Origin of the sequence: Amycolatopsis aidingensis (assembly GCF_018885265.1) — a bacterium.
Classification (GTDB): domain Bacteria; phylum Actinomycetota; class Actinomycetes; order Mycobacteriales; family Pseudonocardiaceae; genus Amycolatopsis; species Amycolatopsis aidingensis.
Map to the genome: position 1 here is coordinate 1,913,448 of NZ_CP076538.1, position 21,325 is coordinate 1,934,772.

Genomic DNA, 21,325 nt, shown 5'->3' on the forward strand with positions numbered 1-21,325 from the left:
TCCCACGGTCAGTACAGCAGAAGTGCCATCGGCGTCACCAGAATCAGGGTGAGCACCACGCGCTGGAACCAGATCACGATCATCCGGGGCACCGAGATCGGGATGTCCGTCGCGACCACGCAGGGCACCAGGGCCGAGAAGAAGATGATCTGGGAAACGGAGACGACGGCCACGATGAATTTCACCGCGGCCGCGGATTCCACCACCAGCAGTGCGGGCAGGAACATCTCGGCCACCCCGACCGCCGAGGCTTTCGCGACCAGCAGCGGCTCCGGCGCCTGCATGATCCAGGCAACGGGATAGAAGGCGTAGCCGAGCCAGTCGAATACCGGGGTGTAGGTCGCCAGCACCAGGCCGAGCAGGCCGATCGACAGGATCGACGGCAGGATCGCCATCGTCATCAGCAGCCCGGCCTTGAGGTTGGTGGCGATGTTGCGGCCGAGGGACGGGGCCGTCGCGACGGTGTCCCTTGCCTCGCTCCACGCGCGCGCGACCCGCCGGCCGCGGTGGCCCTGTTCGGGCTGCGGCACCGTGCCGGCTACGTAGCTGTCGGTCACCTTGGCCAGCGGCCAGATCCGGACCGTGACCGCGGTGACCAGGAACGTGATCACCAGCGTGGTCCAGAAGTAGGTGTTCCAGCTGCCCATCAGGTCGAGCGTGCTCGCTACGACCACCATGAACGTCGCGGACACCGTGGAGAAGCCGGTCGCGATGATCGCGGCCTCCTTGCCGGAGTACTTGCCCTCCTTGTACACCCGGTTGGTGATCAGCAGCCCGAGCGAGTAGCTGCCGACGAAGGAGGCCACGGCGTCGATCGCGGAGCGGCCGGGGGTCCGCCATACCGGCCGCATCACGGGCTGGAGCAGCACGCCGATGAACTCGAGCAGGCCGTAACCCACCAGCAGGGCGAGGAACACGGCGCCGATCGGCACCAGCAGCCCGACCGGGATGACCAGCTTGTGCAGCAGGAACGGTCCCATGTCCGCGGCGAACAGCCAGGCCGGGCCGAGTTCGAACACCAGCATGAAGCCCACGATCAGGCCCACGACCTTGGCGATCGAGAACACCACGGAGACGGGGGAGCGGTTCCAGGTCCCGGAGACGAAGGGATGGACCGCTCCGGCGAGGATCACGGCCAGCGCCAGGTACGGCAGCACCCCCGGGATGGCCGTCTCCAGTGCGGTCACCAGGTGGTCCAGGATGATGGAGCTTTCCCCGTTCACCGGTATCGGCACGAAGAACACGAGGATGCCGAGCAGGCTGTAGACGAAGAACTTCCACATCGGCACGCCGGTGCCCGCCTCGTGGGTAGTGGGCTCGCCGCCCTGTCGTTCGGTCGCCATGGCTGTCACCTCCGTTCGATCGGCACAGCCTTGCACGAGACCTACCTGCGGAAAAACGCGACCAACGCCCAAGTTGTCCCAAATCCCAGACAGCAGGCCGGTACGGTTGGCTGATCGAGATCGTGGGGGAGTGGGCCGATGCAGGCGAGCCGGATGCGGGCGTTGCTGGAGGCTGCGCGGGCGGGAGACGCGGACTCCTTCGGGCGGCTGGTCGATCCGTTCCGCGCCGAGTTGCACGCACACTGTTACCGGATGTTCGGCTCGGTGCACGACGCGGACGACGTGCTGCAGGAGACCCTGATCCGCGCGTGGCGCGGGCTGGCCGGGTTCGAGGACGGGGGTTCGGTGCGGCCCTGGCTGTACAAGATCGCGACGAACAGGTGCCTGACCCTGATCGAACGGCGCGGCCGCAGGGAACTGCCGACGGACTTCGGTCCGGGCGCCGCCCCGCCGACCGAGTCGGTATGGCTCGAGCCGTACCCGGACGACAGGCTGGGGCGGCCGGACGCCGATCCCGAGGCCCGTTACCTCTCCCTGGAGGCCGTCGAGCTGGCGTTCGTCGCCGCGCTACAGCATCTGCCGCCCCGCCAGCGGGCCGTGCTCGTGCTGCGGGAGGTGCTCGGCTTCCCCGCGGCCGAAACGGCGGGGCTGCTGGAGATCACGGTCGCCGCGGTCAACAGCGCGTTGCAGCGGGCCCGCCGGACCGTTGGCGAGCGCGGTCCGGGACACAGCCAGCGGGAGGTCCTGAGCGCGGTGGGCGAGGAGGGCGTCGGGGACCTGGCCGCGCGGTACGCGAGCGCATGGGAACTCGACGATGTGGATGGCATCGTGGCGCTGCTGACCGAGGACGCCAGGTACTCCATGCCGCCGCTGCCCGAATGGTACGAGGGCCGGGCGGACATCAGGGCGTTCCTGTTGGCGAAGCCGCTGACCATGCGGTGGCGGTTCCGGACGGCCCGGGCCAACGGGCAAATCGCCTTCGGGACGTACCGGTGGGACGAGGACATTTCCGCGTTTGTGCCCGGCGGCCTGGACCTGCTGGTGCTGCGGGGAACGCGGATCGCCGAGGTCGTCTCCTTCCTCACCGCCGAGTTCGGCCCGTTCGGCCTTCCGGAACGGATCCTGGACTGAGTTCTCCCGGCGGGCGATGAGTTCGGCGGCTTCCGCGGGTTGTACCGGTGACAGCAATCCGAACCGCGAAAGGAAGCCGAGCGATGACCGACGATGAGCAGCGGATCCGGACCCTGGTCGAGCAGTGGGCCGCGGCCGTGCACGCTGGCGATATGGACGGTGTAATGGCGGACCACGCCGAGGACATCGTGATGTTCGACGTCCCGCCGCCCCAGGCGGGCGTGCGCGGTATCGACGCCTACCGCGACAGCTGGCCGCCGTTCTTCCGGTGGCAGGCGCAGGGAGCCGTGTTCGAGATCGTCTCGCTGGAGGTCACGGCGGGTACGGACGTGGCGTTCGCGCACGCCCTGCTGCGCTGCGCAACCCCACAGGACCTCGCCGAGAACCCGGACAACCGGCTGCGGCTCACGCTGGGCCTGCGCAAGGAGCGGGACCGATGGGTCGTGGCACACGAGCACCACTCCTTCCCGCTGGCCATCGAGAACTAGCGCCCCGGCCGGATCAGCGGTAGGCGGCGCGGACCCGCGCGGCGAACTCGTAGTCGCGCCGCCAGTCCGTCCCGGTCGGGGCGAAGATCACGCGCTCGGCCCCGGCCGCTTCGTAGGCCGCCAGCCGCTCGACGGTGCGTTGGGGGCTGGGATCGACCTCGGGTGCCACCACGGTCGCTTTGATCGCCGGGCGGGCTTGCCCGGCTGCGATGCTGCCGATCTCCGCGAGGCCAGCTGCGATCTCCTCGGGCGGTAGCCCGAGCGAGACCCAGCCGTCGCCGTACCGGGAGGCCCGGCGGCGCGCCGCCCGTCCATTGCCAGCCACCACCACGGGAGGCATGGCCGCACCCGGGGCCAGCGTGACTTTCACGCCGTCCTCCAGCGTGGTCTGCTTGCCGGTGACCAGGCTCGGCAGCACCTCCAGGGCAGCATCGGTGCGCTGACCTCGATCCTGGTAGGACATACCCGCCGCGCGCCACCCCAGGTCGCCATGCGCTGGGTTGCCCGTGCCGACCCCCAGCACCAGCCGATCGCCCGAGACGTACTGCAGGGTGCTCACCTGTTTCGCGGCCCAGGCGACCGGCCGCAGGGCCAGCAGCATCACGTTGAAGCCCACCGTGATCCGATCCGTCACCGCGGCAGCCGTGGACAGGACCACGGTGCTGTCCAGGATCGGGGCACTCGCCAGCACATGGTCGGTGGACCAGATCGAGTCGAGTCCCAGTTCCTCGGCGAACCGAGCGCTCTCCCGCACATCGCCCAGGATCGGTTCGGCTGGGTCGGGCGTGGATGTGGGCACGATGACGCCGATATCGATCGCCATGGCCATGACAAACACGGGACGCGGCGGTCTTATTCCGTGCTACGCAGCGGGTCGAGGTGTTCATGCGCCCTCCTTTCCTTGGCGGTGGAGGAGGTTGCGTCTGGGTCTTCGCTCGGGGTCCAGGAACGCGGGTGGGATGAACTCTGGCAACCCGTTGCGTATGCGCATCGACCAGTCGGTGTGGTGGATGAGGTTGTGGTGGTACCAGCACAGCAGGGTGAGGTTGTGCAGGGCGGTGGGTCCTCCGAGGGCCCAGGGGATGACGTGGTGGGCCTGGCATTGTTTGGGTTTTCTGCGGCAGCCGGGGAAGGTGCATCCGCGGTCCCGCAAAATCAAAGCCCTGCGGATGGCCAGGGGTACGGTGCGGGTGCGTTGTCCGATGTCGAGGATCTCGCCTTTGCCGCCCAGCACCGCGGGCACGAGGTAGGAGTCGCAGGCCATGCGCCGGATTTGGGCGGCGGAGTAGGACTCCTGCCCGTGCAGGAGCCCGTATCCGGTGCCGTGCTTGAGGTCGTCGAGGGTGATGGTCACCATGACGGTGAAGGGTTCGCCCGCCTCGGTGGGTCCTTCCTCCGGGCACCCGGCCGCCACGCGCAGCACGTCGGCGAACGCGTCCCCCTGGCGCTGGAACTTGCTCCGGCGATCCGGCTCCTCTTTCGTGCCGGAGGGTTTCGCCCGGGGTTCGATCAGCCCGGTCAGTACCGCCGCGGTTTCGGCGTCCAAATCGAAGGTGCCGCGTAACCGCCCACCCCGGGTCTCCCGCCAGTCCAGGTGCCGTTCCGGCCGCGCCAGTTCCTCCTCGCTCGGTGGATTCCCGTCCTGGTCCAGGCGGGCCAGGATCTCCCGGCCCAGGGTGGTGACGGTGTGGGGTTCGTACTCCCGCGCCGCCTTGGTCAGCAGCGCTTCGGCGTGTTCCCGGTCGGGCAGGCTGACCGGCTGGGGGAAGCGGGTGATGGTGGCGCGGATGGTCTCGATGTGTTCCGGCCCGATGGCTCCTTCGGCCGCGGCGGCGCCGACCTCGGGCAGGTCCGGCTCCAAAGGTATGCCACCCGGGCCGTAGCGCCGCACCACCGCCCGCGCATGCGCCACCCGCTGGCGGGCGTCGTAGGCGTTGACCCGCAGCATTTCTCGCGTCAACGTCGGCAGGTCGCGATACCCCTTGCTGTTCGCGGTGCCGCGCCCGTCCAACTCGGCCAGGGCCGCCAGCTCCCGCGCATAGTCAGCTCGCCGCTGCTGTTCGAGTTCGCCCAGCGCGGTCAGGAGTTCCTCCTCGCTCATGCGGGAGGTGTCGATGCCGAAAGTCCTGGTCACAACCCCACAGTACCGCGTAATCGCTCATGTGTTCGATACACGATCGGGTGACTAGTCAGGGTGAGCGCTCGCGGCGCGACTTGTGGGCCCGGTGAGACTCGAACTCACACTGGCATGGACCTAAACCATGTGCCTCTGCCAATTGGGCTACGGGCCCTCCGCAGAAAGCTTAGCTGTTGCACGTGACTACATCGTCGGCCTGGCCGATGTCGGGTCCGATCAGGCCGTGTTCTACCGTTGACCCCCTGCGAAGGCAGGCTTGGCGCACGAGAGCACGGGAGGACACCTTGGCCCGCGACCCGGACACCATCGAGCGCGACATCGAGCAGGCGCGGGAGGCGCTGGCCTCCACGCTTGACGAGCTCGGTACCAAGGCGAACCCGAAGCGGCTCGCGGACAACGCCAAGACCACGGCGCTGGCCAAGCTCGAGGAGCCCAAGGTCAAGTACCCGCTGATCGGGGCGGGTGTGCTCGTCGGCCTGTTGCTGGTGCGCAAGCTCCTGCGCTGACGACCGGACTCGGACCTGCTCAGCGGCTCGCCGGCTGGGCGTCCTTCTCCGCGTTCTGCTGTGGGTCCTTGGTCAGCTCCTTGGTCGGGACCGTGGGCTTGCCCGAGGTGGCCTGCTGGCCTTCGGCATTGAGCTGCTGCGGCAGCTCCGGCTGGTCCTGCTCCTCGTCCTGCGAGTCCTGTGAATCCTGGGATTCCTTCGCGTCGTCCTGGGACTCCGGAGTCGCGTCGTCCTCGGTTTCCGTGGTTTCGGCCGCATCCTGCTGCGGCTCCTCGGCCTCCTGCTCGGCGGGCGTCCTTGCCAGCCGGGCGGTCATGTACGCCGTGGTGAACTCCAGCGCGCTCCCGTCGAGCAGGTGCACGACCGTGGTGCCCTTGCCGTCCGGGCCGAGCTCCTCGACCAGCTGGTCCGCCCGGTCCCGGGCCGCGATGATGCCGGGTGCCCGCGCGGTCAGTTCCTTGCCGAGGCCGGAGACCGTGATCGACCAGTCCTTGTCTTCGCGCACATAGGTCGCCGTGATCGCTTCTGCCATCCGTCTCACCCCTCTCACTTTCGGCCTGTCCACAGTCTTGGACCACGTAACCGTGGTCACATGACGCCAAGACGCGAACAACCCGATCGGATGTAGCCGCTTGACGGCGTCGCTGACCTCTGTATCGCACAGATTGATGTAGCAATACAGCAATGTGTCGCGCGTTACTCTCCGTATGGCAAAGCCGTCGCGCTCAGTTGCCTGCGCGGTAGCGCAGCCCGTTCCACACCATGTCCATGGCGTAGTCGGTCGCCAGCTCGGGAGTGACCTCCTCGTGCCGCTCGCACCAGTTGGCCATGCGCTCGCAGGCGCCCACGACGAACTCCGCGGACGCCTCCACCTGCAACCGCGGTGAGCTGGTGAAATACCCGCTCATCAGCGCCGCGATGAGGTCGGTCTGCTGCTGCCGGGTCGCCTCGATCTCGTCCGCGGCCGAGGTACCGAGCAGGGTCATCTCCTGGCGCAGCAGCGACCACGCCTGCCGATGTTCGCGAATGAACACGAAGTAGGCGTGCAGTCCCCTGCGGATCGCCTCCTCCGCGTTGGCCGCCCCGGTGACCGCACGCTCGGTCACGTTGCGTAGCTCCGCCCGGGACTGCCGGATGCAGGCGAGCAGCAACCCCTCCTTGGAGTGGAAGTACTCGTAGAGCATCGGCTTGGACACCCCGACCCGCTCCGCGATCTCGTCCATCGACGCCGTCGCGTAGCCGAACTCGGCGAACACGGCCTCCGCCGTCTCGATCATCTGACGCTCGCGCTCGGCCCTTGGCATGCGCTTGCGCTTCGGCCGGGCCTCGCTTTCCGGGGTGACTGCCACGACATCCACCCTACCGGAAGTAACCTACTACCAGTAAGATGGACTTCGGGTAACAGGAAACGGCATGGAGGACGGGTAGATGGGCAACCGCACCGAAGCTGGTGTGATCATTGTCGGCACGGGTTTCTCCGGGCTCGGCATGGCGATCCAGCTCCGCAAGGAGGGCCGCGAGGACTTCGTGATCCTGGAGAAGGCACAGGACGTCGGCGGGACCTGGCGGGACAACACGTATCCCGGCTGCGCCTGTGACATTCAGTCGCATATGTACTCCTTCTCCTTCGAGCAGAACCCGGACTGGTCCCGGTCCTTCTCCCCGCAGCAGGAGATCTGGGACTACATGCGCAGGGTGGCGCGCAAGTACGACCTGTACCGCTTCATCCGGTTCGGCCAGGAGATGACCGGCGCGCACTGGGACTCCGAGCAGCACCGCTGGCAGGTCACCAGCGCGAACGGTGACACCTTCTTCGGCCGGTTCCTGGTCTCCGGCGTCGGTGCCCTGCACATCCCGCAGATCCCGAAGCTGCCGGGGATCGAGCGATTCGAGGGCAGGTCCTTCCACTCCGCCGAGTGGGACCACGACTATGACCTGCGTGGCAAGAAGGTCGCGGTGGTCGGCACCGGCGCCAGCGCGGTCCAGTTCGTGCCGCAGATCGCCAAGGACGTCGAGCGGCTCACCCTGTTCCAGCGCACGCCGCCGTGGATCATGCCCAAGCCCGACCACGCCATGCCGCGCTGGGCCAGGACGCTGTTCAACCGCGTGCCCGGTGTCCAGCGGCTGTACCGCAACGCCCTGTACTGGATGCTCGAGGTCCGCGCGGTGGGCTTCAACGGCCACCCCGGGCTGATGAAGCTGGGGGAGAAGCTGGCCAAGCGGAACATCGACAAGCACGTCAAGGACCGCGACCTGCGCCGCAAGCTCACCCCGGACTACACCATGGGCTGCAAGCGGGTGCTGATCTCCAATGACTACTACCCCTCGCTGACCAGGGACAACGTCGAGGTGAACACCGAGGGGATCCGCGAGGTCACCGAGCACGGCGTGATCGACTCGACCGGTACCGAGCACCAGGTGGACGCGATCATCTTTGGCACCGGCTTCCACGTCACGGATGCCTTCGACGAGCTGGACGTCACCGGGGTCGGCGGCAGGCAGCTCGCCAAGGAGTGGGCCGACCACGGTATGCAGACCTACATGGGGATCAACGTCGCCGGGTTCCCCAACCTCTTCTTCCTGCTCGGCCCGAACACCGGGCTCGGGCACAACTCGGTGGTGTTCATGATCGAGTCCCAGATTCGCTATGTCGCCGACGCCATCCGGATGGTGGAGCAATCCGGGGCGGCGGCCGTGGACGTGCGGCAGGAGGCGCAGGAGCGGTTCAACACCGAGATCCAGCAGAAGCTGCACAAGGGCGTGTGGACCCAGGGCGGCTGCACGAGCTGGTACCTGGACGCCATGGGCGTGAACCGGACCGTGTGGCCCGGCTTCACCTGGCGCTACTGGATGCAGACCCGCAAGCTCAAGGCCGGGGACTTCGAGCTGGTCGGCCGCACCAGCACCGCCAACGGGCAGGCAGCGGCCGAGCGAGTGCCTGCTTAGCTGTACTCGGCGAGGTTGTGCAGCCGGGCGGCCAGGTCGCCCGGCTCCAACCCGCAGAGCTCGGCCATCCAGCTGATCGCGGCCCGGTCGAGCTGCACCTCCGCGACCGTGCCCACGCTCTGCCGTAGCCGGTCCTCGGCCCACCGGCGCATCGGCAGCAGCTCGGGCGCGGCGTTCGCCACCAGGGTGGGCAGGTGCACGCGCACCCTCCCCGGCTCGTCGGTGAACATCCGCCGGTGCACCCTGCCGATCAGATCCTGTGGTGGCTCGTCCATCGCCACGCACAGCTCGATCAGCCGAACCACTGAACACTGCCGCGTGCCCAGCTCGTAGGTCGCCAGCGTCTGCAGGGATATCTCGCTCTGCAGACGCTCCTTCAGCTCCTTGCGGGTCCATCCGCGCCGCTTGCGGAGCTTGCGCAGCTCCTCGCCGAGCGCGCGCTGATATGCCTCCCCGTCTATCCGCACTCGTCGTCCCCTGCCTGTACCGCGTGTTGTATCGCACTCCCGCGGTAGCTCCACCGGTTGAATGCGAGCCTGGTTCATGTGAATGAAAGTCGGCAGGGGCGGGTTCATTACGCGGTTTGCCCGACTTATTGGCCCGAGATCAGAAACTACTCCGAACGGAGTAGCGCGGTGGAGTCCGAAAGGCAGAGATCAGTTCACGCAGACGACGCCGTCGGCGGTGATGGGGGCTTCTTCCTTGGCCCGCTCCGCCCCGGTGGGCTGCTGCTGGTCCGCGGCCTGTTGTCCGGAGCCAGAGGGTGTCTGACCAGTTCCGGACGGTGCCGAGTCCGATCCCGAGTCGTCCGCCGATCCCGAGCCGTCCGCCGCTGCCGAGTCGGGGTAGTCGGTGCCGAGCAGGATGGTGGCGTGTCCGGCCGCGATCGACGGGTCCTCCTGGACCTCGATCGGGCCGCCGCTGTTGTCCAGCGCCCCGGCCACCTGGTCGCCCATGGCCTGCTCGCCTTCCGGGACCCGCACCACGGTGCCATGGCGGGCTTCGGCATTGCCCGTCTGGCCCGCGGTGAAGCCCTTCCCGGACAGCGTCTGGGAGACCCCCGCGGCCAGTGCGGTGGTGCCGGAGCCGTTGAACACATCGACGGTGATCGCGGAGTTCGGCACCCCGGTGTCCTGCTTCTTCTCCTCGCCACCGGCGAGGTTCTGCACGAAGGCGCGGACCTCCCTCGGATCGACCTGCACCGCGGTGCCGTCGCTGGGGGTCTCGTACTCGATGTTCACCACCGGGATGGTCCGGAACTCGATCTGGCCCCCGGTCAGCCCTTTCATCCGCTGGGCGAACCCGAGGATGTCCCAGCCCTTGTTCAACACCACCGACTTCTTGATCGCGTCGGTGAGGTCGCTGAGCTTGCCCGGATCGGCCAGCGTGCCCGCGGACAGGATCTTCCTTGCCAGGCCGGCCATGAACACCTGCTGGCGCACCACCCGGTCCAGGTCGCCGCGCGGCAGCCCGTGCCGCTGCCGGACGAAGGCCAGCGCCTCCAGGCCCTCGACCGTGGTCTTCCCCTTCTCGAACCGGGCGCCGGAGTAGGGGTCCCTGGTGTCCTGCTTGAGGCAGACGTCCACCCCGCCGATGGCCTGGGTGATCTCGTAGAAGCCGAGCAGATTGATCGAGGCGTAGTTGTCGATGGTGGCGCCGGTAAGCCCCTCCACCGTCTTGATCAACGTCTTGGCACCCGCCTGATTGCTGCGGACCTCCAGTTGCTTGGGGTCGCTGACACCTTCCTCCTGGAGTTCCTCCCTGGCTTCCAGCTTCCCGCGGGCGTAGGCGGAGTTGATCTTGTGCTTGCCGTGCCCGCCGGGGATGTCGACGTAGGAGTCCCGCGGCAGCGACAGCGCTACGGCCTTGCTGCCGTCGTTCGGGATGTGCACGAAGATCAGCGTGTCGGTGTTCAACTCACCATCGGCCACGCCGGCGTTCAACTTGGCCAGCATCTCCTCCGGCAGCGGGTTGCCCTGCGCGTCGGTGCGGCTGTCCATCCCGACCAGCAGGATGTCCCTGGCGCCGTCGGCAGGCAGCTCCCCGGTGTCGTTGGACTCGATCACGTCGGCGAAGGTCAGTCCGTCGACGAGGCCCTGCATGGCGGCCCAGCCGTAACCGGTGACGCTCATGACCAGCAGGGACACCAGGGACAGCGCGATCTTGGGCCCGCGGCCGGCACCACGCCTGCCCCGGGGTTGCGGTTGCTTGCGTGGCGGTGGCCCCGGCCTGTCCTTCGCCGGACCCTTGGCCGAGCTCTCGGCCGGACGCCGGTTCGGCGGCCGGGGCGGTTGCTGCCGCCCGGGTGGTGGGGCCGCCCCACGCCGGGGTGCCGCCCCACGGGCCTGCGGACGCGGGCGGGCGCCGCCCTGCGGCGGCTGTGCCGGCCTCCCTGGTTGCCGTTCGCTGCCGGTTTGCTCCTGCCAGGGCCGCGCGGGACGCCGGTTCCCGCCTCCGTCCCGTGGCGGATACTCCACGCCAGCAGCTCCCTTCCTCCGACGATGAAGACGACGAATTCGTGCCGGTCCCCAGATCCTCACGGTTGGACGTCGGTCGGCATGATCAGGTTGCCGTAGCGTCGCACACCGGCTCGCGGATGTGGGCGAGGGCACCCCACTGTGGGCGACGTGGTTACTTTCGGTAGATGCCGGTCAGTGCCGGGTCATTCCCGGCTCGCGCCCGGTCAGCCGCGGAACCAGCAGCGTAGCGGCGGCGGCCACGGCGGCGAAGGCGGCCGCTCCGCCGTGGATGACCAACCCGACCGAGCTACCCGCGGCCGAGGTGGTTGCGGACAGTAGTAGCGGGATGCAGGCCAGCGTGCTCACCAGCCAGGTGCCCGGTGACGCGCTGGTGCCGGTGCGGAGGGTGTCCAGCATGCACACGCCAAGTAACAGCAGGACGAGACTCTGGATCGGGTCCACCGGAAGCCCGAGCAGATCCGCCCGGCCCGCGTCACCGGCGAAGCTGGTGCGGGCGAAGCCGAACACCCCGAACGTCGCGTAGCCGATGCCAAGGCCCGCCGCGGCCTTACTGAGCACGGCACCCAGCCGGTCGTGCGGGAACCGGGGCGCCAGCGCGGGTAGCGGCGGCCCGCTGACATGCCGCTCGAACCACCAGAAGACCAGCGCCGCGGGCCCGGCGAGCAGGCCGAGCGCCATCAGCGACCGCGGCTGGGTGAGCCAGGCCAGTCCGGCGTGCAGCCGATCCGGCAGGTGCACCGCGGAGACCAGGACCAGCATGGCCGCGAGGAAAGCGAGATACAGGCTCATCGGCGCGCGCAGGGCGAACCCCGCCATCCCGGCGGGTGCGGGCCGGCGCGCCAGCGCCGCGAGCGGGGTGGCCAGCAGGGCCAGCAGTCCGAGCTGGACCAGCCCGAGTACGAGAGCGGGGATGGCCGGTCCGGCCAGCGCCGGGGGCGTTCCCGGCACACCCAGCAGGAGCGGTTGCCACGTTCCGGTCGTGGTGGCCACCACCAGCGTGCCCGCGGCCACCACGCCGAGGCCGGCCAGCAGGCGGCGTGGCGCGCGCCCGTCCAGATGCAGGAAGGCGAGCTGCTGGGCGAACAAGGCGAGTCCGATGGCGGCCAGGTCGTCCAGCCGCGGTGAGCCGGTCCGCCGCGCTGCCAGATCCAGCAGCGGCACCGTGCCGAGCAAGGCGAGCAGGACCAGCCACGGTGCCCTGCGGTGCAGTGTCAGCAGCGCAGGGGCGAGCACGATGGTCACCAGGTACACCCCGAGCAGCCACAGCGGATGCAGCGCGATCCGCATCACCGCCGAGCTCGTGCCGGGCGGGATGGCCAGCAGCTCCAGTGCGAGCGGCACCGCGAAGGCCACCACGGCGAAGATCAGCGTGGGCCGGAGCAGCCTGCCCGCACGGTGTGCCAGGTACTCCCGGTACCCGCCGCCGGCCTCCAGCACGGCGCGCCAGCTTGCGGCGGCCGCGTGCCCGCCCGCGAAGAAGAACACGAAGGCGAGCTGGGTGAGCCAGCTCACCGGCCAGAGCCAGTCCCCAGGCGCACCGGCCCAGCGGGCGAGCGCGATCCCGGCCTCGCCGAGCATGAGCGTCACCACTGCCGCGACCCCGAGCAGGCCCCATCGGCTGCCGTTCCGCGACGGTGCCGCGTCCCCACGACGGTGCCGCGGTTGCCACCGGGCCGCATGCCGCCTGCGTAGCCACCAGCGCAACCGGAAGGTCAGCAGCAACCCGATCGCGCCGACCCCGGCGAGCATCGGCCCGATCGGCTCGCCGACCGGTGGGCCCCAGCGCTGGTGCCAGGAGTTGACCACCAGTCCGGCCGAGTACAGCGAGGCGACGGCGCGGCACAGGTCCGCCGAACCCGCCGGCTTGATCCGGCACATCGCGTGCATGTCCGCGGACAACCGGTCGTCCAGTGCCTTCCTGGCATCCTGGCCGAGTGGTTGCCCCTTCGCGGCCGCATAGCGGAGCAGATCGTAGCCGAGGTCATGGGCCCGGCAGGAGGCGCCGTAGTCCCAGCGCGTGTTGTCATCCCCCCAAGGGGTCGAGCAGCCGCCACCGACGTGGATGGCGCGCACCGTGCCGTCCGGCGCCTGCTCCCTGGCTGGTGTGACGCCGGTCACCGCGGTGAAATCCGCGGGCAGCCTGCCGAGCGCGTCCGCGCCGGAGCCCGGGGTGAGCAGCGCGTCGACCGCGTGCCGGGCGGCCGCCACATCGGCCCCGAGTTCCTCCTGCGGTGGCGGGGCGGTGGAGCGGGATGCCATGAAACCGAAGCCGAGCACGACCAGCACCAGCAGCAGCATCCATGCCGATGTCCACAGCGGACGGCGCACGCGCGGTGGCGGATGCGGCTGCTGCGTGATCATGCAATCCAGACTGGCAGGGGCGGGTGAGGGTGAACATCGGGCCATCCCCCGATATCCGCGATCTTGACGGAATGTGGTCCGAACAGGCTACAAGCCATCGGGTGGCTGTCGCTGTACGTGGTCGGCGTGCCCCGGAGGTTGCCGCCCGGTCGCCGTTCTTGCCGGTCGTGCCGCCCAGCGGGTTGCTCCCGATCCCGTCCGGAGGGGCTGATTGCCGCAGGTCAGGCGTTACCGCGGGTGCGGGTGGCGTGCCGGTGGCTCGTTTCTGCGAACTCAAGAAAAATTTCAGTCCGACTGCGTTGCCCGGGCCGTAACGTTGGTATGTCCGGCCGATGCCGAATTTTCGAGAGGGGGAGAAATTTCGGCTGGCCCTGGCGTCGTTGCCTGCCGGGCATGCCGGTTCGGCATAATTGACCATGTCCCCCAGGTGGTCACCGGTCCGGCAGATAAGGGTAGCAGGATCACGGCTACGCTCGTGCCGTGATCCTGCTACCGCCACGGTTGAACCGGCGTCACGGGGTGTTCGAGACTTCAGGATAGTTGAACCGGCTGCCGCTACTTTTATTCATTGTTCTTCTTATCTTGTGCGGGAGCGATGATTCGGATGACGGTACGGTTCAATGATTCTTCGCCGCGTCGGCGAAGAATCAAGAACACTGCAACGCCGAGCGAGAGGGAACAGGATATCGAGCGGTCGATCGATACGGCGGAGGAACCCGGTGACGAGCCGAGTCCGGGCCGTGCCGTCGCGATCGCGGGCTTCCTGCGGCGGAATGACCAGGGCTGGCGGCCCAAGCGCTAGTCGCCGGTGCGCCGGGGCGGCATCCGGGTGAAATGGCGTGACGAGCTGCCGGGTAGTCGCAATCATGTCCCTTGGACAACGGTGACCGCGTCCCGGGGGTCGGCTGGGGGAGATTCTGCCGACGGCGCGGCGGTACTCGGCGGGGGCAGTTGGCATGGGTTACGACGCGGCCACATTCGGTGAGCAGCTGCGTGCCGGTCGCATCAGTGCCGGACTGACCCAGCGCGACCTCGCCAGGCGCACCGGACTCAGCGAGCGAGCTGTCCGCTATATCGAGCAGGGGAGGATCGGCAGGCCCCGGCCGGAGTCCGTGCGGCGGCTCGCCGAGGCGGTCGGGCTGACGGTAGACGGGCAGACGTCCCCGGACGCGGATATGGGCGGTACCGATCAACTCCGGATCGAGGTGTTGGGGCCACTCGTGGTGACCAGTGCGGGCACGCCACTCGCCCTCGGTCCAATGAAGCAGCGCTGCCTGTTCGGGCTGCTTGCCCTGCGGCCCAACACGATGGTCACGCATGACGAGGCCATTGGCGTGCTCTGGGGAGAGCACCCGCCGGCGAGTTGCCTGAACCTGGTGCACACTTACGCCTCCGGGCTGCGCAAGGCCCTCCGGGGCGTTCGTGGGCCGTCCGAAGAGCTGATCACCTCCGCGCATGGTGGGTACACACTCACGGCGGGTCCGGCGGAGCTGGATCTACTGCGGTTTGACGAGTTCGCGGCCAAGGCCCGGCAGGTAGGCGAACACGAGCCGCGCAGGGCATGCGACCTGTTCGGCCGGGCCCTGCGTTGCTGGCGGGCACCGGTGCTGGCCGATCTGCACGCCGGGGTGCGCCAGCATCCGGCCGCGGTGGCCGTAGCCGGAAGGCGGCTCGAGGTGGCGCTGGCCTACGCCGACCTGGCGTTGGGCGAAGCCGCCTACGAGGCGGTCCTGGAGCGGTTGCGGCCGCTGGCGCAGGAGGAGCCGCTGCACGAAGGACTGCACGCCCGGCTGATGGCCGCCTTGGCCGGGGCAGGTCAGCAGGCGGCCGCGCTGCACCTGTTCGACGAGGTCCGGCGCAGGCTCGGCGAGGAACTCGGCGTGCGGCCCGGAGCCGAGATGCGGTCCGCTCACCTGCGTATCGTCCGCGCGGAACCGTCGGCGGCCGCGCCGCGGGCGAGGAAGGCCACGCCGGTGCCCGCGCAGTTACCGCCCGCCGTCGCCGGTTTCGTCGGCAGGCAGGAACACCTGCGACAGCTGGACGCACACCTGCGGCCGGGTGCGGGGCGCGAGGGAGCGGAGGCCGCGATCTCGGTGCTCACCGGTGCCGCCGGGGTCGGCAAGACCGCACTCGCCGTGCACTGGGCACATCGGGTCCGCGCGGACTTTCCCGATGGGCAGCTGCACGTCGACCTGCGCGGCTACGCGCGGGCCACGCCGGTCGGGGCCGCGGAGGCGCTGACGCAGTTCCTGCGTGCGCTCGGGGTACCGGCGGAGCGGGTACCCGTGGACGAGGAGGAAGCCGCGGGACTGTATCGCACGCTGCTGGCCGACCGCCGCGTGCTGGTGTTGCTGGACAATGCAGTGGGCGCCGATCAGGTGCGGCCGTTGCTTCCGGGAAGCCCCAACTGCGCGGTCCTGGTCACCAGCAGGGACCGGCTGTCCGGCCTTGTCGCCAACGAGGGCGCCCGCCACCTGACGCTCGACGTTCTCGAACCCGACGACGGGGAGGCGCTGCTGGTCCGGATGCTCGGCGAGCGGCGGGCCGGGGCCGATCCGGTCGGCGTCGCGGAACTCGTCCGCACCTGCGCCTACCTGCCACTCGCGCTGCGGATCGCCGGCGCCAACCTCGTCGCCATGCCGTATGCGGCCATCGGCGCGTACACCGCCGAACTCCGCGAGCGAGGACGGATGTCCGGGCTGGCGCTCGACGGGGAGAGCGGGGACGCCGTACGGAGTACGTTCGACCTCTCCTACTCCAGGCTTGCCGCGGAAACCCGCCGGTTGTTCCGGTTCCTCGGCCTGGTGCCGGGCCCGGACTTCACTGTGGACGCAGCGGCGGCCCTGACCGAACGGACCGTTGACGATGTTCACAAGGGACTTCGCTCGCTGGTGAACGCCAGCCTGTTGCAGGAGCGGGTTTCCGGACGCTACCGGTTCCATGACCTGATCCGGGAGTACGCCGCCGAACGCGCGGAACACGAGCACAGCGCGGCCGACCTGCGCGCTGCGCGCGAGCGGCTGTTCGACTTCTACCTGCACACGGCAAGCGCGGCCACCGGAGTGCTGTATCCGTATGTTCCTCGGGAGCCGATAGCACGGGAACTCGCCGCGCCGCATACCGCAAGTCTGCCCACCGCCTCCACGGCGGTCGACTGGTTGGATTCGGAACGGCTCAATATCGTATCCGCGGCGATTGTTGCGCCCACTCATGGTGCGCACTCCTATTCGTGGCGGATGGCCGACGTTTTGCGTGACTACTTTCGTATTCGAGGTTACTGCACAGACGGGCTGCGTGTCTGTCATACTGCCTTGGGTGCGGCGCGTGAGCTACGTGACGAAAAGGCTGAAGCCTTGGTCCTGGGAGTCCTTGGGTTAATGCGTATAAATCTAAGCGACTACCAGAATGCAATTTCCTCATATCGAGAATCTCTTGTCGTTCACCGGAAGTGGTCTGACCATGTAGCCGAAGCTTCTGTGTTACTCGATATGGGCCGGTGCTATTCATATTTGGGTGAACCGGTGCGAGCCGTTGAGACTTACGAGCAGGCACTTAACCTGAACAGGGAGGTTGGCAACTCGCGCGGTGAGGCTAGCGCGCTGAACTATCTCGGGGTGTCCGCCCGTTCGCTGGGACAGCTGGACCGGGCACTGAACTATGGCAACGAAGCGCTGAGGTTGGCGCGAGACATCGACGCGAAGGATGTAGAAGCTCAATCGCTGCATAGTCTCGGACTGACGAACTGGGCGCGGGGCAGGTTGGATGAGGCGCGTGGGTACTTGCTGTCGGCGCTGGAGATTACTCAACTGACCGGACATCGGCATGGGGAAGCGGTCACTATCCTTTGCCTTGCCGAGACGAATTGCGACGCCGGCCGGTACGCAGAGGCCGAAGCGCAGGCACGCGATGGCATGCAGCAGGGCAGGGAGTTGGGCGAGCGACGACACGAGATCATCGGGCTCGACGTGCTTGCGAAGGTGCACCGGCGGCGCGGCCAGCATACGGATGCCGTTCGTCACTACCGCACGGCACTTCGCCTCGCGCGGGAATTCGGCGACCGCTACAACGAGATTTCCATACTTCACGGACTCGTGTCCGTGTGCCGTGGCGGAGGTTTCCTGGAGGAAGCACTCGCGTCTGGCCACGAGGCGCTCACCAATATACGCCGCACGGCTATCAGGCTGTTCGAAGGAAGCGTGCTGGCCGAACTCGCGCACACGTACCTGGACCTTGGTGATCTCGAACGGGCCACCGAATACGTCGATAAAGGACTTACCATCGCGTTGGAACGTGGCCAGCGCCTTGCCGCGGCACGGTCGTTGCTCGTATCGGGACTTATTGAGCAGGCCATGGGGAACCTCGGTACAGCTCGACGTCGTTGGCAGGACGCGCTGAGCATCTGCACCTCGGTCGGCGCCGCCGATTCCGCCGATATCCAGGCGTTGCTGGATACGTTGTGCGACTAGTGTCAGGTACCGTTCCGCTCAGCCGAGGCGAGGCTCACCTGGTCGCGGCCTGCTTCCTTGGCCGCGTACACGGCACGATCGGCGGCGTGCAGCAACGAATCCAGTGTGTCGGCGTGCTTCGGATAGACAGCGACGCCGATCGAGGCGGTCCTTCCGGTAATGACGGTCTGACTGCCCCGCTTGTCCGTGGTGTTGATCTTCAGTTCGCCGATGGTCTGCCGGACGCGCTCCGCGGCGGCGATAGCCGTGTCGCTGTCGGTGTCCGGTAGTAGCAAGAGAAACTCCTCGCCACCGAACCGGCCGATCACGTCGGATGGCCGGGTCACCTCGCTGAGTGCCTGCGCGACCATGATCAGCACGTCGTCGCCCGCGGGGTGACCGAACGTGTCGTTGATCCACTTGAAGTGATCGAGGTCCAGCATGAGCAGGGCGACATCGTTGCCAGACCGGCCAGCCCGGGCCAGCGCCCGCTCGGCCCGTTCGGACCAGCCCCGCATGTTGTACACACCGGTCTTGGAGTCCGTCCGTACGTCGTTCTGCAGCTGATCGATCTCCGCGAGGCGGTTGAACACGACCGTCACCACGGCCATGATCCCGACCGCCGGCGGGACCGTGACCAACAGGATCGCCGTGACCGCGCCCAGCCCGATGGTTACGGCTTCGAGCAGGTTGTCCGCCTTGCTGCCGAGCACGTTGCGCACGGTCGGGGTAGCGGCAGCACCGAGCGCGAGGATCCCGCCGATGTAGGCGACCTGGACCGCCTCGTACACAAGTCCGGCGATGACGAACGCGCCGAACTCCCACAGCGCCTCGATGCCGATTATCGGGCTCCCCGCCGGAGCTCCGAGTGCGCCGAAGGTGAGGTGCGCCAGGGTTGCTGCCGCGCCGTGAGTGATCGAGGAGAACACGAAGTTGTGCGCTGGCCTGCGCGCGATGAACCATCGCTGGACCCTGACCAGGCCGACCACGAGCAGTGCCAGCGGGACCGGCAGGATGATCGCGGCCGGGAACACCCAGACCGCGGTGAGGTCGATGAGGACCGTGCGGGTACGATTTCGACGCCGCTCTTCCTGGCGGTGGGTCAGCTGGATATGAATTGTCGCTCCGCCGGCGAGTATCGCGCATCGGAGCCAGTCGGTAACGTCCGGGGGCGGAGCGTTCGCGATCGCGGCGGCCAAGCCGACGAGCGTCACGAGTTCCATGGCGAGCAGAAAGGCGACCGTCCTCTTCGGCCGTTGCCACAGTGCCCAGGCCCGGGGGTGGAAGGAACGACGTATGCGGGCTGGCCGTGATTCGTCACCCTCGGTGTCAGAATGTTCGTCCTCGGCTCGAGCGGCTGGAGTCACGGTTGACTGGTGATCACCAATCCCGGTCTTCCGGTGCCGTTCTGGGTCATGTTCTACTGTCTGCCGTGATTGCCCGTGTGATGACGCTGTCACTGGTACACCTCCTCTCGCCTGACGCGACCGACGATCAGGTAACAACACTGAGTTTGGAGTGAAATGGGCTCCTATCCTCTGGCAGGTATCATCTCACCGCATGAGTACTGCTGACCCCTGGCCGTGACCTTGGGGGTACTACCCAATCAACATGCACGTCGATCGGAGGTGTTTCCGTTGGCGGACCGTGACTTCTGATATTTCGAGTGCGTCACATACTTCGTCTTTCTGGTGCCCAGGAGGTGAAAAACATGTCGGACCGTGACTTCTGAGTCCATTCGTGGGACGTGATGGCGGTGCACGGGGTTCCGTGGAGCGTCGTGGATACGTGCCGTACACGCCTGCTCTTGCGCCAACCCGAGCCCTGCGTCGGCGGCCCCCGGAACAGGGCCCAGCCGGTCGCCGGAGGCATGCCCTGCGCATGTCAGCCGTCACGTTGCGTGAGTCGCTGGGGTGGGCGAGCCGTTCTTCCGCACCCCGGCCCAAGCCACCGCGACGGGTACCGCCACTACCAGGCCGATGACACCGACGAGTGCGACGGTGTCGACAGTTGACCCCAGCCATTCCGCGAGTGCCCCGCCGAGCGCCACGCCGAGTCCCTGTGCAACTCGCAGTCCGGTGCGATAGACGCCGCCGGCACTGCCACGTTTGCTGTTCGGTACCCAGGTACTGAAGGTGGCACTGACCGTGATGATGTATGCACCGGCCGCTCCGGCGATGGCCAGCAGCGCCAACGCGCTGAGTAGACTCGGGTGCGCGGCGAAGCCGATCAGGACGGCGACCGAGGAGGCCGCGAGTGCACCGACCAGTTTGCGCCGGGTTTCGGCCGAGACGAACCTGGACAGCAGGTAGGCCCCGATGACGAAGCCGAGCGGATCGGCCGCGAGCAGCCACCCGACCGCGTGGTCGGGTGCGCCGAGCTGGTCGGCGAGTGGCGCCGCCAGCCCCTCGGGTACGACGGCCAGTCCGACCAGCCAGGACAAGCCGAGCAGCACCCGGAGCCCGCGCTGGGCGAACACCCAGCGGATCGTGCCGAACCAGGGCTCGTGCGGACTGCCGGCGGCCGGTCGGTGCCGGACCCACCGCCGTACCACGAATGCGCTGATCAGGAAGGTCAGTGCGTTCAACAGTAGCGCCCAGGACGTGCCGATGAGGGAGACCAGCAAACCACCGGTGGCCAGCCCCACCAGCATCATGACGTTGGTCGTAATGCCGCGGAGATCCTGGCTGCGCAGGAAGAGATCGTCATCCGCGAACACCTCCCTGGTCAGCGCGTTCTGCGCGGCGTTGGCCGGCGCGAGTACCAGTTGTACCGCGACCACCAGCGCGCACAGCAGCCCAAGCGGGACGCCGGGGATGGCCATCAGGCCTACCAGGCCTGCCGAGGTGAACGTGCAGGCGGACAGGAGGGACCGGCGCGGGTAGCGGTCGGCGAGCTGCGCAAGACCGAGTCCTCCGGCGAGTGCGGGCAGGAAGGTCAGCGCGTACACCCCAGCCGCCCATAGCGCCGAGCCGGTGCGCCCGTACACCAGGAGCGCGAGTGCCACCTTCGCCAGCTGGTCCCCCATCACCGACTGTGCCTCGGCAGCCCACAACGCCCTGAACTCGACGTCGCCAAGCGGCGCTGTCACGCGCGACGTCACGTTGGCACTCACCGTCCGATCACCCGTCCCCCTCGACAGCAGGCAAGCCGTTCCCGCAGGGCGGTCCTCCTTCAACGAAGTGTGGTCCCGCTCTCACGGGTGCGACCTCCATGACAACTTTAAGTATGCCGTTGGCTACGCGGAGACGAACAGGAAACCACGACCGAATCGGACTAAAGGAGGGACCAACTCGACCACCTAGGCACATCCGAAAGTCTGAATGAACACTCCCCGTGTCGGCCCTCGGGTTTGCGGCCGCTCGGCTGAGCGACCTGCCGGGCACTATCACGGAACCGATCAACAGTCACTCGTTCGGCGCTTTGCGGGTGCCGTTCGTCGCTGCCCCACGCATGGAACGGCGGCGTTGGTCAACACTATGCGGAGA

The 21,325-nt window shown here is 68.0% G+C and carries 15 protein-coding genes and 1 tRNA gene; 5 read left to right on the forward strand and 11 right to left on the reverse strand.

The window, feature by feature from the left end:
* Positions 1-8: 8 nt before the first annotated feature.
* Positions 9-1,343 carry a YjiH family protein gene (locus KOI47_RS09105; protein ID WP_216215551.1) on the reverse strand — a complete coding sequence of 445 codons (1,335 nt, stop codon included), beginning with the start codon at positions 1,341-1,343 and terminating at the stop codon, positions 9-11.
* A gap of 138 nt (positions 1,344-1,481) precedes the next feature.
* Between KOI47_RS09105 and KOI47_RS09110 the strand changes: the two genes are divergently transcribed.
* Positions 1,482-2,474 carry a sigma-70 family RNA polymerase sigma factor gene (locus KOI47_RS09110; RefSeq protein ID WP_232376634.1) on the forward strand — a complete coding sequence of 331 codons (993 nt, stop codon included), beginning with the start codon at positions 1,482-1,484 and terminating at the stop codon, positions 2,472-2,474.
* A gap of 83 nt (positions 2,475-2,557) precedes the next feature.
* Complete coding sequence (locus KOI47_RS09115; protein ID WP_216215552.1) at positions 2,558-2,962, forward strand: nuclear transport factor 2 family protein; 405 nt, start codon at positions 2,558-2,560, stop codon at positions 2,960-2,962.
* 13 nt (positions 2,963-2,975) lie between these two features.
* Here the strand turns inward: KOI47_RS09115 and KOI47_RS09120 are convergent, their stop codons facing one another.
* The 3 genes from KOI47_RS09120 to KOI47_RS09130 all read right to left on the reverse strand — a co-directional run bounded on the left by KOI47_RS09120 (position 2,976) and on the right by KOI47_RS09130 (position 5,253).
* A complete protein-coding gene (locus tag KOI47_RS09120; protein WP_216215553.1) occupies positions 2,976-3,791 on the reverse strand; it encodes an LLM class flavin-dependent oxidoreductase in 816 nt (271 codons plus the stop codon).
* Between the two features lie 54 nt (positions 3,792-3,845).
* The gene (locus KOI47_RS09125; RefSeq protein ID WP_216215554.1) at positions 3,846-5,096 is read right to left on the reverse strand and encodes an HNH endonuclease signature motif containing protein; all 1,251 of its coding nucleotides are present in this window, start codon (positions 5,094-5,096) and stop codon (positions 3,846-3,848) included.
* Positions 5,097-5,179: 83 nt separating this feature from the next.
* A tRNA-Leu gene (locus KOI47_RS09130) sits at positions 5,180-5,253 on the reverse strand.
* Positions 5,254-5,383: 130 nt separating this feature from the next.
* On the opposite strand from KOI47_RS09130, the gene KOI47_RS09135 reads away from it, so the two are divergent.
* The gene (locus tag KOI47_RS09135; protein ID WP_216215555.1) at positions 5,384-5,605 is read left to right on the forward strand and encodes a DUF3618 domain-containing protein; all 222 of its coding nucleotides are present in this window, start codon (positions 5,384-5,386) and stop codon (positions 5,603-5,605) included.
* Between the two features lie 19 nt (positions 5,606-5,624).
* Here KOI47_RS09135 and KOI47_RS09140 read toward each other — a convergent pair whose 3' ends face one another.
* A complete protein-coding gene (locus KOI47_RS09140) occupies positions 5,625-6,137 on the reverse strand; it encodes a hypothetical protein (protein ID WP_216215556.1) in 513 nt (170 codons plus the stop codon).
* A 193-nt stretch (positions 6,138-6,330) separates the two neighbouring features.
* The gene (locus KOI47_RS09145) at positions 6,331-6,909 is read right to left on the reverse strand and encodes a TetR/AcrR family transcriptional regulator (protein ID WP_216217198.1); all 579 of its coding nucleotides are present in this window, start codon (positions 6,907-6,909) and stop codon (positions 6,331-6,333) included.
* Positions 6,910-7,033: 124 nt separating this feature from the next.
* Between KOI47_RS09145 and KOI47_RS09150 the strand changes: the two genes are divergently transcribed.
* On the forward strand, positions 7,034-8,551 hold the full coding sequence (locus KOI47_RS09150; protein ID WP_216215557.1) for a flavin-containing monooxygenase: 1,518 nt from the start codon (positions 7,034-7,036) through the stop codon (positions 8,549-8,551).
* Here KOI47_RS09150 and KOI47_RS09155 read toward each other — a convergent pair.
* The 3 genes from KOI47_RS09155 to KOI47_RS09165 form a co-directional block, all read right to left on the reverse strand.
* A complete protein-coding gene (locus tag KOI47_RS09155) occupies positions 8,548-9,018 on the reverse strand; it encodes a helix-turn-helix transcriptional regulator (protein ID WP_216215558.1) in 471 nt (156 codons plus the stop codon). The genes KOI47_RS09150 and KOI47_RS09155 overlap by 4 nt on opposite strands.
* A 189-nt stretch (positions 9,019-9,207) precedes the next feature.
* Positions 9,208-11,028: an LCP family protein gene (locus KOI47_RS09160; RefSeq protein WP_216215559.1), complete on the reverse strand. Its 1,821-nt coding sequence runs from the start codon at positions 11,026-11,028 to the stop codon at positions 9,208-9,210.
* Between the two features lie 174 nt (positions 11,029-11,202).
* Positions 11,203-13,392 carry a phospholipase A2 gene (locus KOI47_RS09165; protein ID WP_216215560.1) on the reverse strand — a complete coding sequence of 730 codons (2,190 nt, stop codon included), beginning with the start codon at positions 13,390-13,392 and terminating at the stop codon, positions 11,203-11,205.
* 956 nt (positions 13,393-14,348) lie between these two features.
* Here KOI47_RS09165 and KOI47_RS09170 point away from each other — a divergent pair.
* A complete protein-coding gene (locus KOI47_RS09170; protein ID WP_216215561.1) occupies positions 14,349-17,858 on the forward strand; it encodes a tetratricopeptide repeat protein in 3,510 nt (1,169 codons plus the stop codon).
* A 2-nt stretch (positions 17,859-17,860) separates the two neighbouring features.
* Here KOI47_RS09170 and KOI47_RS09175 read toward each other — a convergent pair whose 3' ends face one another.
* Together KOI47_RS09175 and KOI47_RS09180 are read right to left on the reverse strand one after the other, a co-directional pair.
* The gene (locus tag KOI47_RS09175) at positions 17,861-19,060 is read right to left on the reverse strand and encodes a GGDEF domain-containing protein (RefSeq protein ID WP_216215562.1); all 1,200 of its coding nucleotides are present in this window, start codon (positions 19,058-19,060) and stop codon (positions 17,861-17,863) included.
* Positions 19,061-19,728: 668 nt separating this feature from the next.
* Positions 19,729-20,928, reverse strand: a complete 1,200-nt coding sequence (locus KOI47_RS09180; protein ID WP_216215563.1) for an MFS transporter — start codon at positions 20,926-20,928, stop codon at positions 19,729-19,731.
* Positions 20,929-21,325: the final 397 nt, after the last annotated feature.